Below are 16,377 nucleotides of genomic sequence, written 5' to 3'. Positions count from 1 at the left end.
TTGTCGGGGCGCCCGAGTACGTCCAGTACACGGGCGCCCCTCCGCCTTGCCGGGCACGGCACCGGACGCCGTGGGCTCGGCCGACAAGATCCGAAAGAGACGGCCTAGGGCGCCGGGCGCTCACGCACCGCAGGGGCGGCAGCGCGTCTCACCCCGACTCACCCTCCCCGGTGCGGATCCCGGCCGCGTCCCTGTCCCCGTGCCCGCCGGCGTCCCCGTCCCCGCCCGCACGCGCACCCCCACGCGCACCCGCACCGCACCCGCACCCACACCCACACCCACACCCGCATGCCCTCGCACCTGCACGCCGCTGTACGCACCTGCACGCCATCCATGCCACCTCACGTGAACGGAGAGCACGGCTGTGCCGAGCGAACACCTCCCGAGCGATGCGCACGACCCCGCCCCGCGCGTCGAGCGCAGGTCCCTGCTCCGATTAGGGGCCCTGCTGGCCGCGGGCGGAGCCGCCGCGCTGGTTCCCGCACCGGTCGCGCACGCCGCGACGAAGGGCCGCGGGACCGACGCGGTGACCACCACCTACCGGGGCCACGCCCCGTACGGCACCGACCAGTGGGCTTACGTCGCCTTCGACGTCCCCGCCGGCGTCCAGCGGATCTCCGTCTCCACCTCCCACGACGCCGCCGCGGGCATCCTGGACCTCGGCATCTTCGGCCCGTCCCGCTTCCGCGGCTGGTCCGGCGGTGAACGGTCCGCTTTCACCCTCTCCGCGGCGGACGCCACCCCCGGCTACGTGCCCGGGCCCGTCGAGCCCGGCAGCTGGTCCGTCATCCTGGGGCCGATGGTCGGCAGCGCCGGCGGCATGGCCTGGCAGGTCGACGTCACCCTGCACCACGGAGACCCGCTCCCCCGGACCCCGTACGACCTCCTGCCCGCCTCGGTCGCGGGGCGGGGGCCGGGCTGGTACCGAGGCGACCTGCACCTGCACAGCGTGCACTCCGACGGGAAGCGCACGGTGGACGAGATCGTCGCCGCCGCCCGCCTGGAGGGGCTGCACTTCATCGCCACGTCCGACCACAACACCAGCTCCACGGGCGTGACCTGGCACGGCAACGTCCCGACGGACCTGCTGGTCATCAACGCCGAGGAGGTCACCACCCGCCACGGCCACTGGCTGGCCGTCGGACTGCCGCAGGGCGAATGGGTGGACTGGCGCTACGGCCCCGCGGATCAGGGGGTGTTCGACACCCACGCCCGGCGCGTGCACAGTCTGGGCGGACTCACGATCGCCGCCCATCCCCTGACGCCGGCGCCTGGATCCTTCTGGGAGTTCGGCCTCGACCGCGTGGACGCGCTGGAGGTGTGGAACGGGCCCTGGACCCTCGACGACGCGGCCAACATCGCCGCCTGGCACGTCATGCTCTGCCTCGGCAAGCGGGTCGCTGCCGTCGGCAACAGCGACGCCCACAGCCACGGGGACGCCGTCGGCCGGCCCCACAACGTGGTGCACGCCACCAGCCTGTCGACGCCCGCCGTGCTGGACGCACTGCGCCTGGGCCGCTCGTACGCCGTCGAATCCGCAGCCGTGACCGTGGACTTCACCGCGCGCGCCGGAGGGGCGGTCGCGGAACCCGGCGAGGAACTGCCGCTGTCGTTCTTCGACGCCGTCGATGTGACCCTCAACGTGACGGGCGCTCCGGACAGCATCGCCACGCTGTACACCGAGTGGGGCATCATGGCCGCCACCTGCATCGACGGAAGCGGCAGAGGGCAGCTGCGCTGGCGCGGCTGGGGCAAGGCCTCGCTGTTCGCCCGGGCCGAGGTGCGCCGGCCCAAGCCCGCCTCCACCACGCTGGACCAACTGGTCGCCCTCACCAACCCGGTGTGGTTCTACTCCGCCCAGCTGCCCCCGTACGACATCGAGCGGCGCGCACTCTTCCACGCCGAGCGCCGCCCCGACGGGTCGTGGAGCAGCATGCGCCCGCTGCCGGGCGCCACCGCCGGCGCCGCTTCGTTCACGGGAATCCAGAGCGCCGCGGCCGGCATGGCGGACGGCTCCGTCGTGGTGCTGGGCATCGCGCCCGACAACGGTCTGTGGCTGACCGCCGTACGGGGGTCGGTCACGCTGCGGCCCTGGCAGCGCGTCGCGGGACCGGACGGCTCGAACGATTTCACGGTCCGGGAGGCGGACATCGCTGCCTTCCCCGACGGGACCTGCCAGATCGTGGTGACGGCCATGGACGGCACCACCTTCCACCAGCAGCGACGCGCCGACGGCGGACTGCCCGGATTCCGGGCCCTGCCCGGCGTCACCGCGAAGAGCCGCTGGGGTGCGACGAAGGTGTCGATCACCGCCATGCCCGACGGGTCCGCCCAGCTGCTCAGTTACGGCACCGACGGTGCCATGTACCACTGTGCTCGCGGGCGGGACGGTGTGTCGACGGCCTGGGGGCGTCTGGCCGGCTACAACGGCGCCCCGACGTTCTCCGGCCCCGCCCTGGCGATCACCGGGATGCCCGACGGCTCCTCCCAGGTCCTCGCGATCGGGCTGGACGGGATGGTGTACCACCAGCTGCGGCGGCCCGACGGCTCCTGGACGGGCTTCCGGCCTCCGCGGGGCGTCACCACCGCCACCATGGCGGCCAGCGCCATCGGCATCACGGGGACGCCCGACGGCTCGGCCCAGGTCGTGGCGGTCGGGCTCGACGGACGGATCTGGCACAACGTCAGGATGCCGGACGGATCCTGGACCCCGTTCGCCCAGATACCCGGCCCGAACGGGAGGGACCCTTTCCCGGCGGGGCAGGTCCGCATCACCGCCCTGCGTGACGGCACCACGCACGTGACGGCGATCAGCGCCGGCTAGGGGGTCGTGATGCCCCGCACGCCGAGGACTCGCGGGGCTGCCTGCCCGCAGTCGCTCATGGCCGACCGGGGCCGCCCGTGGACGGTTGGGCGCGAGGCAGCCAGGCTCCGTTGAGCAGCGCGCAGAAGGCAGGTGAAGCCGTTGTCCCGGGGGGTTGTGTGCTGCAAGATCCGCCTCACGTCCGACCTCCCCCCGGAATGGTTGCCGTCATCGATCCGTGTCCGCGCAGCGGGAGGGGGCGCCCTCGGAGCAGGCCCGAGCGCGTGGTGGAGCCTCTGTGGCGGCGTCAGGGCATCTCGTCCGGGTCGCAGCTGGCCCGGCGCAGCCCGATCGTGCGCAGGGCCCGTGTCAAGGCTTCGAAGTCTCCCTCGCGCACGACGTGGACGGCTCCCTCGGACGCGAGGCCCGACACCGCACGGGATACGCGGGCGGCGGCCGTCCGCAGTACCACTCCGCTCGGAGGGTCCAGGGCGCGCACACCGCGGAACACACGGAGGACATCCGGGTCCGCGTCGATGCGGTCGAGCCCGGCGGGCAGGGACAGGACAGTGATGTCGGGCAGCAGGACGCGGGCGTGCGCGAGCGCGACGGCGGGATCGTGGGCGTGCGAGACCACCCGGAAGTGCGGGTTGCGCTGGATGCCCGAGCGCAACAGTTCCAGCTGCTCGCCGTCGGGCACGCCGACCACCAAAACCGTCATCACCTGATCCATCATGCGTTCCGGCACGCCGCGAGGCGACCCGTGGCGCGGTGCGCACACCGCGCCCGGGACCGATACTCGGCGCTGACCGGCTACCGGGCCCCTTCCGTCCCGTACCACTGCCCCTCCGGGCGCAGCCGAGCCCCGGCGCGATCTACGAGGCTGCGCACCGCGTCGGCACAGCGGCCCGGGGGGCGATCCGCATGCGGCTCCCGTCCCACACCACGGTTTCCGCGGGCAGGATCAGCAGACCGGCGTCGCCGTCGGCCCACGCTGCCCCGACGCGCCGTACCTGGACGGCGGCGCCGCCGGCGCCGGCCATGTAGACCGTCGGGTCGACCTCCCAGCCGCGCTCGGCGAGCCACTCTTCAAGCTGCGCCATGGCCGCAGGTGTCGCCCCGCGCGGCCACGCGTGCGCGTTCTCGTTCTCGTTCTCGATATCGTTCTTGCCGTCCATGCCTGTCCCCCCGTCGTGGTCGGTCATCCGACCCCCGAGCGATGCTCTCAGGTGGCACCGACAGCGGGGCCGCGATTTTCCCCTCGTTCCATCAACGCACGCAACGAGACGATGGCGATCTCCTGGGATTGAACGATCTCCCTACCGAACACCCTTGGAAAGCCAGCCACATCCTGCTGGAATCGAATGTTCCGCGCCTCCATCCGCTCGAGGGTGGCTTTTTCAGCCGCCGCTGAAGGTCACCCTGGCGGGGCATGAGTGCTCCGCTCCTCAGGCCGGACGCCGGGGTTCGCAGTCCCGGGGAACGGCGGCGAACACCGCGCCGCCGACGGCGCGTTCCAGGCGGTATCGTCTGAGCGCCCGATCGAAGCGTGCCCGGCTGCCCGGCAGGGCTCCGCGGAGGTCGGCGATCAGCGCGCCGTCCGGTACCCGCGCGGCGAGCCCGGCGACCACCGGGTCCGTACCGGGACGGCCCCGGAGTTCAGTCGCGGGGTGCAGTGGAAGGTCGGGGCCGTTCAGCTGCAGAAGGTCCCAGAAATCGTCGGCGTAGGGTTGGACACCGTCCTCGAAGCCCGTCTCGTCGACCAGGCCCTCCGCCGTCCCGATCAGACGGTCGAGCCAGTGCGGCAGCGAGTCGGCTTCGACGTGGAGTCCGCCCTCGCGGTACTGCATCAGCACCTGGCCCCACCGGCCGTCGGCCTCGATGTCGACCCAGGTGACGCCGCCACCACCGTCGTCGGTGACCAGCCAGTGGGGCTGCGGCAGCCCGTAGTCGCGACCCTGGCGGGGGTGGCCGGTCAGCACGAACTGCACCGGGGGTACCACGAAGCCGCCCAGTCGCCCCAGTAGTTCACGCACCTCGGCCGGTACCGGGACGGGCCAGCGGTCGAAGTCGGCAACGGTCGCGCCGGGTTGTACCGCGGGGTCGAACGGGACTCGGGCGGCCAGCGCCAGCAGTCGCTTCACGAGGGCGTCACCGGAGATCATCGGACCACGCTACCGGAGCGCCCTCTGACCGTGGACAACCGGACCTTCACGTTCTCTCAGCCGGCGTGAAGGATCCGAAAGCGATCGGGATCCGCCGGATCGCGATCAACGACTTGGACTGGTGGCCAGGCCCATTGCCACACGCTGATGCCCGGCGTGCGGGAGAACCGGATCTGTCCGCGGGTGCCGTCGACTGCAACACGCGCCCAGGATCCGGCGATGCGCGCCCGGTCCGCGCCGCCGTGCGAACGCAGCACCTCTGCGAGGACGGCGACGGTGTCATAGCCCTCGAAGGCGACGAAGGACGGCTCCTCGGCCAGCCGGTCGCCAAGGGCCTTCCCGACTCGTGCACCGAGAGGGGTGAGGCGCTCGGGCAGGTAGCGCAAGAACGGGATCGCGGCACTGTCGTCGCCCAGCAACGTCGCCCATTCGGCGAACTCCGGTTGCCCGGCCGGAGCACCGATGAGGATCTCGGCGAGCCGCTGGTCGCCGCGCACGGACTTGACAAGCGACACCGCCGGCTCCGGGTGGCCGATCAGAAGGAGGAGGGCTGTCGCGCGATGGTCGACGAGTGCGTCGCACACGGCCGTGGGGCCGAGCGCGCGCGCATCGAGTTCGACGACGGTGCCGCCGCGGGGAGCGAGGTGATCTCGCAGAATGCGGGTCCCTGATGCCCAGTAGACAGTCGGCTCGGCTGCTACGGCGATGCGGCTGTGGCCCGCGCCGAGGAGGAAGTCTGCGTAGATCCGCCAGCCGTGGGACTGCGCCGGGGCCAGGCGGGCGACCCATTGAGTCGGCTGTTCGGTGAGCGCGTCGAGAACCGCTGACGAGCAGAGGAACGGCAGGCCGAGGGCGTCGGCCCTGGCGGCGGCGGCACGTGCGACGACGCTGTGGTACTCCCCCACCAGGGCGGCCACGCCCAGACGAGCCAATTCGTCTACAGCCGCCGCGGCCCTCTGTGGATCAGCGGCGGTGTCCCGGACCACCAGCTCGAGTGGTCGTCCGACGATCCCGCCGGCTTCATTGACATCGCGCACGGCCAGCTCGAGTCCAGCGAGCAAGTGGTGGCCCGCCTCGACCCAGCCGGGCCGAGTCAGCGGTGCGAGAGCACCGATCCGGACGGGCGATCCGTCGATCCGCACTGCTGCAGCGGGCGAGGGTGGCGTATGCATGCGTGGGCTTCTCCCGTGTGGCGATTCGGTTGCAGGGGCCCAGATCACAGAGTGGCACGTCCCGGTGGGCAGCCGGGAAGCCCTCTCTCATCTCGCTGTGACGGGCGAACCTGGGTGGCCATGCCGGACATTGCATCCGCCACCGTCGCCAGTGGGCAACCGATTATGCGAAGCGGACGGCCGTTTCTCGACAGGTCGACACAAGGGTCGCCTGCGCGACGTGTGGGGGAGCCTGCGCCAGGCCGGCGCTGTGGTGGTGTCCGGTTCCAGCAGGTGACAAGTGCTCCGGCGGGCAGCGCGGGGGCAGCTTTCCCGAGGCATGGCGTGGTTCGCCGTCGCCCCTCGGCAGAGCGCGCAGAAACAAAACGTTTCACACGCCTATCGCAAGGGCGTCCAGCACTGCTAGAAGTGTGACGCTTCAACAACTCCTGTTCCGCACAACATTCCAAGGAGTTTTTTGTCATGTCCGCGACACATCTGAAACGGGTTCTGCCCGTCCTGCTGGTCCTGGTGGCCGCGAGCCTGGGACTGGCCCAGCCCGCCTCCGCCGCCACGGCAGCAGGGGAGCGCTTCGTGGCTCTCGGTGACTCCTACTCCTCGGGGGTCGGCGCCGGAAGCTACCTCTCCGACAGCGGCAGCTGCCAGCGCAGCAGCAAGGCCTACCCGTCCCTGTGGGCGGCGGCCAACGCCCCGGCCTCGTTCTCCTTCACCGCCTGTTCGGGAGCGACGACCAGCACCGTCAAGAGCAGCCAGCTGACCCCGCTCAACAGTTCCACCACGCTCGTCAGCCTCACCGCCGGCGGCAACGACGTCGGGTTCGCCAACGTCATGCAGACCTGCGTCCTGCAGAGCGAGGCGACCTGCGTGAGCGCGGTGAACAACGCCATCGCACAGATCACCAACACCCTGCCCGGAAGCCTTTCGTCCCTCTACGGCGCCATCCGCAGCAAGGCGCCGCAGGCTCATGTCGTCGTGCTCGGCTACCCGCGCTTCTACCAGCTGAACGGCAGTTGCATCGCCGGCCTGAGCGAAACCGAGCGCGCGGCGATCAACCGGGGCAGCGACGCCCTCAACGGCATGCTCGCAAAGCAGGCCGCCAACGCGGGATTCACCTACTCCAGCGTCGTGGACGAGTTCACCGGCCACGAGATCTGCTCGGGCAACGCCTGGCTGCACAGCGTCTCGGTGCCCGTCTCCAACAGCTATCACCCCACGGCCGCCGGCCACACCGGCGGATACCTGCCGGCCTTCCGCTCCGCCGTCTGATCTCCCCCGGACAGCCTTTTGGGGCCTTCCGCGCCGCAGAGTCGACGCGGGTAGACCCCGGGGTCCACCGTCCGGCACCACCGCACACCACCGCACACCATCGCATCCGTCCCCCACAATCCGCACCAGGAGGAAAGCTCATGAAGTCCCCCGAGGCGCCCACCGGTCCCCAGGCCGGCGACACGGCCCCAACCCACGCACGAGGAAACACCCTCCGGGCCGTCCTGACCGCCCTCGCCCTCGTCCTCGGTGCGCTCTTCGCCCCCGGCGTGGGGGTCATCGGCGGCGCCGGCGAGGCCCACGCGGCCACCAAGATCAGCCACGCCACTGCGACCTCGATGTTCCGCGGCTCCGGGATCACCTGGTCGTCGTCCGGCGGCTGCTCGGACCGCAACAACCCCACCTGTACGTCGTTCGAGCAGCTCAACCTCGCCACGGCGAAGGGCGCCCAGACCCTCAAGAGCGCCAGCGGCTGCGCCCTGAACATCACCGGCGGCACCGAGACCGGCCACGCCGGCGGCACCTACTCCCACTGGAACGGCTACAAGCTCGACTTCAGCAAGTACACCTGCGTCGGGAACTACATCAAGAACACGTTCACTTACATCGGCGTGCGCGGTGACGGCGCCCCGCAGTGGAAGTCCGGCGCCGGCAACATCTACGCCGACGAGGGCAACCACTGGGACGTGACGTTCTACAACTGCGGCGGCTGCTGAGCCGGAGCCCGCTGCGTAGGGGGCGACGGTCTGCCGGAGCTCCGGTTCGGGCAGACCGTACGCCAGACGCCCCCACCTCAGTGACGCACCGGGGCCCCTACGGACAGGGAGTGCGGGGCACGGGTCGGCCTCGCGGGCAGGTGGAGCGGGCGGGCGCCCGGTGTGATCGAACCGAGGATGCGAGGGCCCGCGGCGCCGGTGCACCCGGGGGCGTTGCCCGGGAGGCCGTGCAGGGTGAGGTATCCCAGCACGGCGAACGCGTAGCCCTCCTTCGCCGCGGCGGGCAGCCCGAGTTCGTCCGACGTGCGAAGCTCCGCGCCGCCCAGCTCGGCGCGCAGCATCCCCGTCAGCGTCGGGTTGCGTACACCGCCTCCCGACGCGAAGACCTCGGTGGCGCCCAGCGGCCGCAGCGCGTCGGCGACGGTCCGGGCGGTGAGGCGCGTGAGCGTGGCGACCACGTCCTGCGGCGGGAGCTGCCCGAACCCCGTCAGGCGGGAGCGCAGATATCCCTCGTGGAACAGCTCCTTGCCGGTGGTCCGCGGGGCGGGCAACCGGTAGTACGGCTCCGCGAGCAGTCGTTCCAGCAGGGGCTCGTGCACCCGTCCGGCGGCCCCGAGCGTGCCGTCCGCGTCGTACGCGAGCCGCCCGCCCGTCAGCTCGCGCACCGCAGCGTCGATCAGCGCGTTGCCCGGACCGGTGTCGAACGCCACGGGGTCGCCGTAGAGCGGCACCACGGTGACGTTGGAGATCCCGCCGATGTTCAGGGCGGCCGGCACACCGGGCCGGCCGCGCAGCAGCATCAGGTCGATCAGGCTCACCAGCGGCGCGCCCTGCCCGCCGACGGCGACGTCCCTCGGCCGGAAGCCGGAGACGACGGGGCAGCCGGTGGCCTCGGCGATCCACGCCGGTTCACCGAGCTGCAGGGTGCCGTGGACCCGCCCGTCCGCCACCCAGTGGTAGACGGTCTGCCCGTGCGACGCCACCAACTCGGCTCTGCCTTCGCACAGTTCACGGTCGGCCCGGACGGCGAGCCGCCCGAAGACCTGCCCGATGCGGGTATCGAGACGGCACACGTCGGCGAGCGTGGTGGCCGAGGGAGGCAGGGCCGCGGCGAGAGCGGTCCGCAGGTCGGCCGGGTACGGCTCGCTCACCATGCCCAGCGGGGTGAGGTGCAGCGTGCCGTCCGCGGCCCGGTGGTCGAGATCGCAGGCCGCTGCGTCGACGGCGTCGTACGAGGTGCCTGACATCAGGCCGACCACCCTCATCTCAGGGGCTCCCGGTGGTCGTTCCCGCGCAGGGTCAGCAGTGCCAGTGAGCTGAGGGCGCATGTGCCGGCGGCGTAGTAGGCGGGGATGGTGGTGTCTCCTGTCCGGGCGGTCAATGCGGTGATGACGAGTCCCGCGCAGCCTGAGAACACCGCGTTGGCCAGGGCGTAGGCAAGCCCGAGGGCGGTGCAGCGGACGCGCCGCGGGAACATCTCGGCCAGCATGGCCGGCCCCGGTCCGGCCAGCAGGCCGACCAGGGCGCCCGCTGCCAGCACGGCCGCTGCCCGGGTCTGCGGGGACGCCTCGGGCGACTGGAGGGTGTGCAGGAGGGGGAAGGCGAGGACGACGACCCCGAGGGCACCGCCGAGCATGACCGGGCGGCGCCCGAACCGGTCGCTGAGGAGGCCTGCGGGCAGGATCGAGGCGGCGAAACCCAGGTTGGCGAGAGTGGTGGCGAGCAGTGCGTTCCGAAAGGAGGTACCCAGCGTGGACTGGAGGTAGGAGGGCAGCACGACGAGGAATGTGTACCCGGCGGCCGACCAGCCCATGATCCGCCCGATACCGAGTACGACGGCACGAACCAGCTCCCTTCTGCCGGGAGGCCCGCCGACGGCACCGTGGGCCCCGGGCTCGGCCTCGGCTGCCGGGGGCGCCGCGGGTGGCTCCTCCAGCGCCGTACGCAGCCACAGCGCGACCAGTCCGAGCGGCAGGGCCAGCAGGAACGGGATCCGCCATCCCCACGCGTACAGCGCGGCGGCGGGCAGCGCCGTCGCCAGGGCGGCGGCCGTGGCGACGCCGGCCAGCAGGCCGAGGGCGACGGTGAAGGACTGCCATGCTCCATAGAGGCCCCGGCGGCCCGGCGGCGCGTACTCCGTGATCATGGAAACCGCACCGCCGAACTCCCCGCCCGCGGAGAGTCCCTGCAGCACGCGCAGGAGGGTGAGGAGCCAGGGGGCCGCCGGGCCGATGGCGGCATGGGTGGGGAGGAGCCCGATCAGGGTGGTGGCGAGCGTCATGAGGCCGATGGTGAGGACGAGCGTGGGACGGCGGCCGAGACGGTCACCGAGACGTCCGAAGAGCACGGCGCCGACCGGCCGGAAGAAGAAGGCGAGCGCGAACGAGGCGTAGGTGGCGAGCAGCGCCCCGGTGCCGCTCGCGGCCCCCGCTCCTGCACCCGCGAGTGGGGTGAAGAAGTTGGCCGCGATGACGGTGGCGAAGCAGCCGTAGACACCGAACTCGTACCACTCGACGAGATTGCCGGCCGACCCGGCGAGCAGGGCCCTGCGAGCAGCGGCGCGGGGCGGCGGCGCCGGGAGCAGGTCGGTCGGGGTCACCCGTGCTGCGTGCCCGCTCCGCGGCGTCCCGACGCCTCACGGGGCCACGGTTCAGCACATCGGCGGCAGGGCGGACACGGCACGTCCCCGTGGTCCGCTTTCGCACCGGACGGGGCGGTGCACGGCCCGGGCGCACGCCGCACGCGGCTGAGCCGCCTGCCGCCAGGACTCTCAGAGCTCCTCGTGTGGTGGTCCCGGGCGCGCTCAGGCGGCACGGGGCATCCGCCCCGTCAAACGGCTCAACTGGCACAAGCCCACTCCCGTCGGCTCACACCGCACCGCGGCAGTCCGCGATCCTTCCGACTCGGGTGGTGAGTGTGAAGTCCTTCCCCGTGACCCGCATCCGGATGTGCCACCCATGAACTGGTCCTGAGAGCCAGTTCCGCTCCGCCGCCCTTTCCTCATCTCTTGCAGAGCTCCTGCAAGAGATCACTGACATCGCCCCGCGCGCCCAGACAGAACGCGCAGCAGGTATTCCTGGCGTCAATGACGCGTGCTGGATCACCAGGGGCAGCATCCCTGTCTCCGGCGGCATGCGCTGACGCTACGCGGTCTTCGCCGCTGACCCGAAAACGGCCGGAGCCGCTCAAGGTCAGCGAGGAGTGAGGAGGCAGAATTCGTTGCCTTCCGGGTCGGCCAGAACCATCCAGGAGATTGCGGACTGGTCGATACCAGGGTCGGTGGCGCCCAGGGCGCGCAGGCGGGCTTCTTCTGCTGCCAGGTCGTCACCAGGGTAGGGGCAGACGTCGAGGTGGACGCGGTTCCACCCGCTCTTGGTGTCGGGGGTGCGGAGGAACTCCAGGTAGGGGCCGACGCCTTTGGCGGATCGCATGGTTGCGTGGTCGTCGGTGACCTCGTGCAGCGTCCAGTCCATCGCCTGGCCCCAGAACCGGGTCATCCCTCGTGGGTCGGTGCAGTCGACCACCACCGCGGCGATCGGCCCGGTGTCCTGGTAGACAGGGCGGGGCTCCAGGACGCAGAACTCATTGCCCTCCGGGTCGGCCATGACCGTCCAGGGGACGTCGCCCTGACCCACGTCGGCGAGCGTCGCGCCGAGATCCTTCAAGCGCGCGACCAAATCCGCCTGATGGGCGGTCGAGGTGGTGGCCAGATCAAGGTGCACCCGGTTCTTCACCGTTTTGACCTCGGGGCGGGCGACGATGTCGATGCAGACGGCCACGGGGTCGGGGTAGCCGAAACCCACGGGTTCGAGGTTGGTGACGCCGGGTCCCTCGCTGTCGACACCCCAACCGAGTGCCTCCGCCCAGAACCGGCCGAGCACGGAGTCGTCCTGGGCCTTCATGTTGATCTGCACGAGTCGTGTTGCCATGCCGCAGATCCTAGAAGCTGCCGCCGTCTCAGGCCGCCGCGATCAGAGAGTGCTCGTCCCGGTACCGACCATGATCGCCCTCGTCGAGACCGTGGCAGTCCTTGTGGACGAAGGCGAGACCCGACCACGCCGCCTCCTGCATCCGGCCGTCTAAGAAGCCCTAACAGAAGCCGGTTGTATTGTGAGGTCGGCTTGAATGCTCGTTGGTCTCATCGTGCGGAAGAAGGAGTCTCGTCCGTGGATTGTCTCGGGTGAACTGTGGTCGCTGATCGAGCGGTTGCTGCCGACACCGGGGCCGAAGCTGAAGCCGGGGCCGGCCCAGGGTGCCTGACTGCCAGGTTTGTACGGGATCTTGTTCGTGCTGCATACCGGCATCCAGTGGGGTACCTGCCCCGGGAGCTGGGTTTCGGTTCGGGTATGACCTGCCGGCGTCGGCTCGAGGCCTGGGACGAGGCCGGGGTCTGGGACCGGCTCCACATGATCCTGCTCGAGAGGCTGCGGGCGGCCAAGCTCGACTGCTATCGGGCGGTGATCGACTCCAGCCATGTCCGGGCCGCTCGACGAGGCCCCAAAGCGGGCCCAGCCCGGTCGACCGAGCACGTACGGGCAGCAAGCACCACCTCATCGTCGACGGCCAGGGCATCCCATTCGCCGTCTCGCTGACCGGCGGAAACCGCAACGACGTCACCAAGCTGAACCGCTGGTGAAGAAGATCCCCTCGGTCGCCGGCCTGGTCGGACGGCCACGGAAACGGCCCGACACGGTGCTGGGTGGCTTCGTGCACGTTCAGCAGCAGCGTTTGTCCATGAGACCACCGTGGCATCTGAGTACTCATCGCTGGTGCATGCCTTGACCGCGGCCCTGGTCGACATGGCTTGGTTCATCGACGGCACGGACGACGAACAGATGGATCTCGATGACGCGGTGAAGGCCCTGGATGGTATGGCTGCGGTGCACAAGCACTTGTCGAGCGATCAACGGCAGGATCTGCTTGACGTCCTTGGAGGGATGGCTGAGGCAGAGGCCGATCCCGCACGGCGGGAGTTCCTTGAGGCCTTCCCCCAGGACTTCGGACTGGTCGCTCAGTAAACGTGACGCCCGGCCGACGGCTCCGGGGATGCTGTCGGCCAAACCGGGCTCGGCTGCATCGCCCTGTCGCTATGTGGCGGAGCGAAGTGCTCTCAGGGGGCTTTCGCGGGCTCGGGGGATGTCGGTGAGGGGTGGCCGATGTCAGAGCACATCCGGCCGCCCTTCTCCGTGCTCTCACAGCTCCGGCAGCACGTCTCCGCCACCCGGATAACGGCCGTGCTCCAGCCGGAAGATGTACGCCCGCAGATCGTCCGCCAACTCACCGGCCAGGTATGCCTCGTAGTCGCGCAAGCCCACGGCCGCCTCGCGCTCGTTCTCCTCCTCGCTCGCCTCCCACTCCACGAGCATCGTCGCGATGTACTCCTCGACCCTTCGTCTTTCGCGCCACCACTGACGCACGGCAGCGGGCGTCCACTGCAGGTCGCCGTCACAGGCCCACGCGGCCGGCAGGTCCTCGGCCGCGGCCAGCGCGAGAGCACGTACCTCATCGGGGGTCTTCGGCTGCCGGTACACGAACTCGCCGTATCCCTCGAGCCGGTCGCCGTAGAGCACATGCCGGGGTGCGTACTCGCGCCCGGTCCAGCCGCTGTCCGCGCCGGCCGTGTAGAACGGACCGGGCACGTTCAGCCCCGAACGGTAATGCCACTGCCCGTGGAAACTCCGCTCCGGCTCACCGTCCGGCAGCTCCGCCACCGGGTCCCACCCTTGCACCCCGGTCATTCGGTCGTTGGAGGGGTGGTGCTCTGCCGAATCCATCTCCCGCCCCTTCCCTCTCTGCTCCGTACACGCGGGTCCGCACCCCGCCGTGCGCAGTGGCTTGGCACCACCTGCGTCCAGCCCAGGATATTCGCGCACCGCTCCAGGTGGTGCATCCCCCGGTCGTCCGCGGCGGCAGCTGGTTCCCCGGCTCCGGCCAGACCGCCTCCTTCGGGATCTGGCCGTGCGGCCCGCTGTACTCCATGGACGCAATCGCCGACGTGCGACAGAACCGCTTGATGAACTGGGAGGGCGAGGACGACCCAGACCAGCGGGAGACTCCCTGGTGGAGTACTCAGTGGATCCCATCGCCGACGGTCATGGCGATGAGCACTTCGTAGACGCGACCCCAGGCCTGTGGCAGGACCATCTCGGTCGCGCTCCACACGACGACCACGCCTACTTCCTCGGGTGGCCGAGCTCGGGATACTCCGTGAGGTAGCCGAAGCCATGGAGAACTACGAACGGACCGACTGGATCAACGCCGCCGCTCATCCCTCCGTAGACAAGGGGGGAGAGGACTGGTGAACCCGCGGACGTGCCGTTGAAGGCCGTCAGGGGGAGTCGGCTGCCTGACGACGTCCGGAGGAAAACGTTCGTGGAAGTGTCACGCTCCCGGGGTGAGTTCTACGAGTGTCTGACCGCCCGGCGCGATGAACTGTTCGAGCTGGCGGATGCGCTTCTTTGCGCGGACGGCCCGGTGAGATCCCCGGTGCACTTGACGCTGTTACCCGAACACCGCCGTGAGCATGGAGCGAGTACGGCGGCTTGAACCGCGGCCGGAGCGACGTGGATTGGCTTCGGACGGTGTTGGCAGGGCTGCCGCTGCCCCGCTTTGACGGTGGGCGCCTGGTGCTGGCGGTCGATGTGTCGCCGTGGCTGCGTTCGGACGCGCCGTGCTCGGCCGAGAGGCTCTTCTGCCACGTGTACGGCCGGGCGAAGACGGCCTCGCAGTTCATCCCGGGCTGGCCCTACTCCTTCGTCGCCGTGCTGGAGCCCGGCTGCACCTCCTGGACCGCGATCCTGGACGCGGTCCGGCTCGGCCGGAGGACGCTGCGACCGCCGTTACCGCCGCCCAGCTGCGAGGCGTCGTCGAACGGCTCGTCGACGCGGGCCAGTGGCGGGCCCGAACCCTGACATCGTAATCGTCAGCGATGCCGGCTCCGACGTCACCGGCCTGGCCTGGGTCCTGCGCGATCTCCCGGTGGAGTTGGTCGGCCGCGTCCGCTCCGACCGGGTCATGCGACTTCCGAAGCCGCCGCGGATGCCCGGCATCAACGGCTGGCTGCCCAAACACGGACCGGAGTTCCGTTTCACCAAGCCGGAGACCTGGCCCGAGCCCGCGATCACCATCGTCACGGGCACCAGTAGCTATGGCAAGGCCGAGGCCCAGGCATGGGACCGGGCGTACCCGCGGCTCACTCACCGCTCGGCCTGGCTTGACCACGAGGGAGAGCTTCCCCTGGCTCACCCCGGCCCGGGTCCGCCGGGGGTTCCGGAACACGTGTTCCCAACCCCAACCCCAGCGGCACCGGCACCGGCCCCGGACGAACACCCGGCGCCAAGGACAAGCGCCGGGCACCCCGCCACGACCTCGGCAAGACCATCAAACGCGAGCTCACGATCGCCGCACATCAAGCCGCAGGAAGATGAAGAACAAGCCAAGAGGTTGTCTCACGTGGCATGTTTCGCAAGCTTCTTGCAGCAGGTCAGGGCGGCCGACATGGCCAGGCCTCGGCTCTGCCAGTCGTTGCGGACCACGTACGGGATCTTGAGACCACGAGCAGCCCATGGCAGGCTCATGCCGCATGATCGATGAATTCGCGAAAGACAACCTGCACGGGAGACTGCGGCGGGACCGCAAGGCGCTGCTCTGGAAACTCGACGGCTTGTCCGAATACGACGCCCGCCGACCTTTGACAGCGACCGGGAGCAACCTCCTCGGCTTGGTCAAACACGTGGCCACTGTCGAGGCCAGGTACTTCGGCGAGGTCTTCGACCGCCCTTCCCCGGAACCGCTGCCCCGGTGGCAGGACTCCAACGGCAGCGATCTGTGGGCGACCGAGGACGAGACCCGCGATCAGATCATCGGGTTCTACCGGCGCACGTGGGAACACTCGGACGCGACGATCAACGAGCTTCCCCTCGACGCCCCCGGCCACGTGCCGTGGTGGCCGGAGCCTTATCCGAACACGAACCTGTTCGCCATCATGCTCCATGTCCTCGGCGAGTCCATCCGGCATGCCGGGCACGCCGATATCCTGCGCGAGGGCCTCGACGGCCGGACCGGGGTGCGCGCCGAACATGAGACGCAGATCGACGAGGAAGCCCGTGCAGCCTACTGCGCGAAGATCGAGCAGGCCGCCAGGTCGGCCGCACCCATCAAGGCTTAGGGGTCCTAACAAAGGCGTTGGACGTGGCGGTGGGTGATGAGGCAGGTGGCGAGGCCGAGGAAGGCCTCGTGGATGTCGTCGCGTCGTT

Annotated in this window: 14 protein-coding genes and 2 pseudogenes; 7 read left to right on the top strand and 9 right to left on the bottom strand. The window is 70.4% G+C overall.

The window, feature by feature from the left end; all coding sequences use genetic code 11:
• Positions 1-364 precede the first annotated feature (364 nt).
• Positions 365-2,824 (top strand): CehA/McbA family metallohydrolase, encoded by a 2,460-nt coding sequence (locus tag ACWGIF_RS35635; protein WP_453503749.1) that lies wholly within the window; start codon positions 365-367, stop codon positions 2,822-2,824.
• 286 nt (positions 2,825-3,110) lie between these two features.
• Here the strand turns inward: ACWGIF_RS35635 and ACWGIF_RS35630 are convergent, their stop codons facing one another.
• The 4 genes from ACWGIF_RS35630 to ACWGIF_RS35615 all read right to left on the bottom strand — a co-directional run bounded on the left by ACWGIF_RS35630 (position 3,111) and on the right by ACWGIF_RS35615 (position 6,140).
• Entirely contained in the window at positions 3,111-3,524 is a 414-nt protein-coding gene (locus ACWGIF_RS35630; protein WP_453503748.1) for a hypothetical protein, read from the bottom strand.
• A 154-nt stretch (positions 3,525-3,678) separates the two neighbouring features.
• Entirely contained in the window at positions 3,679-3,981 is a 303-nt protein-coding gene (locus ACWGIF_RS35625) for a hypothetical protein (RefSeq protein ID WP_453503747.1), read from the bottom strand.
• Positions 3,982-4,251: 270 nt separating this feature from the next.
• Entirely contained in the window at positions 4,252-4,968 is a 717-nt protein-coding gene (locus ACWGIF_RS35620; RefSeq protein WP_453503746.1) for a hypothetical protein, read from the bottom strand.
• A 56-nt stretch (positions 4,969-5,024) separates the two neighbouring features.
• Positions 5,025-6,140 (bottom strand): ABC transporter substrate-binding protein, encoded by a 1,116-nt coding sequence (locus ACWGIF_RS35615; protein WP_453503744.1) that lies wholly within the window; start codon positions 6,138-6,140, stop codon positions 5,025-5,027.
• Between the two features lie 462 nt (positions 6,141-6,602).
• On the opposite strand from ACWGIF_RS35615, the gene ACWGIF_RS35610 reads away from it, so the two are divergent.
• Both ACWGIF_RS35610 and ACWGIF_RS35605 read left to right on the top strand, forming a co-directional pair.
• The gene (locus ACWGIF_RS35610; protein WP_453503742.1) at positions 6,603-7,406 is read left to right on the top strand and encodes an SGNH/GDSL hydrolase family protein; all 804 of its coding nucleotides are present in this window, start codon (positions 6,603-6,605) and stop codon (positions 7,404-7,406) included.
• 140 nt (positions 7,407-7,546) lie between these two features.
• The gene (locus ACWGIF_RS35605) at positions 7,547-8,122 is read left to right on the top strand and encodes a hypothetical protein (protein WP_453503740.1); all 576 of its coding nucleotides are present in this window, start codon (positions 7,547-7,549) and stop codon (positions 8,120-8,122) included.
• 77 nt (positions 8,123-8,199) lie between these two features.
• Here ACWGIF_RS35605 and ACWGIF_RS35600 read toward each other — a convergent pair whose 3' ends face one another.
• The 3 genes from ACWGIF_RS35600 to ACWGIF_RS35590 all read right to left on the bottom strand — a co-directional run bounded on the left by ACWGIF_RS35600 (position 8,200) and on the right by ACWGIF_RS35590 (position 12,051).
• Complete coding sequence (locus ACWGIF_RS35600) at positions 8,200-9,387, bottom strand: anhydro-N-acetylmuramic acid kinase (protein ID WP_453503738.1); 1,188 nt, start codon at positions 9,385-9,387, stop codon at positions 8,200-8,202.
• The gene (locus ACWGIF_RS35595) at positions 9,384-10,721 is read right to left on the bottom strand and encodes an MFS transporter (RefSeq protein WP_453503736.1); all 1,338 of its coding nucleotides are present in this window, start codon (positions 10,719-10,721) and stop codon (positions 9,384-9,386) included. The genes ACWGIF_RS35600 and ACWGIF_RS35595 overlap by 4 nt, the downstream gene beginning before the upstream one ends.
• A 592-nt stretch (positions 10,722-11,313) precedes the next feature.
• The gene (locus ACWGIF_RS35590) at positions 11,314-12,051 is read right to left on the bottom strand and encodes a VOC family protein (protein WP_453503734.1); all 738 of its coding nucleotides are present in this window, start codon (positions 12,049-12,051) and stop codon (positions 11,314-11,316) included.
• Between the two features lie 196 nt (positions 12,052-12,247).
• Here ACWGIF_RS35590 and ACWGIF_RS35585 point away from each other — a divergent pair.
• Together ACWGIF_RS35585 and ACWGIF_RS35580 are read left to right on the top strand one after the other, a co-directional pair.
• Positions 12,248-12,835, top strand: a pseudogene (locus ACWGIF_RS35585) (IS5 family transposase); the annotation flags it as partial.
• A gap of 32 nt (positions 12,836-12,867) precedes the next feature.
• Positions 12,868-13,140 carry a hypothetical protein gene (locus ACWGIF_RS35580; RefSeq protein ID WP_453503732.1) on the top strand — a complete coding sequence of 91 codons (273 nt, stop codon included), beginning with the start codon at positions 12,868-12,870 and terminating at the stop codon, positions 13,138-13,140.
• Positions 13,141-13,314: 174 nt separating this feature from the next.
• Here the strand turns inward: ACWGIF_RS35580 and ACWGIF_RS35575 are convergent, their stop codons facing one another.
• Positions 13,315-13,896: a hypothetical protein gene (locus ACWGIF_RS35575; protein WP_453503731.1), complete on the bottom strand. Its 582-nt coding sequence runs from the start codon at positions 13,894-13,896 to the stop codon at positions 13,315-13,317.
• 568 nt (positions 13,897-14,464) lie between these two features.
• Here ACWGIF_RS35575 and ACWGIF_RS35570 point away from each other — a divergent pair.
• Positions 14,465-15,361 (top strand): annotated as a pseudogene (locus ACWGIF_RS35570) (transposase); the annotation flags it as partial.
• 209 nt (positions 15,362-15,570) lie between these two features.
• Here ACWGIF_RS35570 and ACWGIF_RS35565 read toward each other — a convergent pair.
• A complete protein-coding gene (locus tag ACWGIF_RS35565; RefSeq protein WP_453503751.1) occupies positions 15,571-15,699 on the bottom strand; it encodes a hypothetical protein in 129 nt (42 codons plus the stop codon).
• 5 nt (positions 15,700-15,704) lie between these two features.
• Here ACWGIF_RS35565 and ACWGIF_RS35560 point away from each other — a divergent pair, with 5 nt between their 5' ends.
• Positions 15,705-16,289: a DinB family protein gene (locus tag ACWGIF_RS35560; protein WP_453503729.1), complete on the top strand. Its 585-nt coding sequence runs from the start codon at positions 15,705-15,707 to the stop codon at positions 16,287-16,289.
• The last annotated feature ends 88 nt before the right edge of the window (positions 16,290-16,377 follow it).

This window comes from Streptomyces sp. NPDC054849 (assembly GCF_053610945.1).
This window is presented reverse-complemented; position numbering and strand designations above follow the sequence as displayed.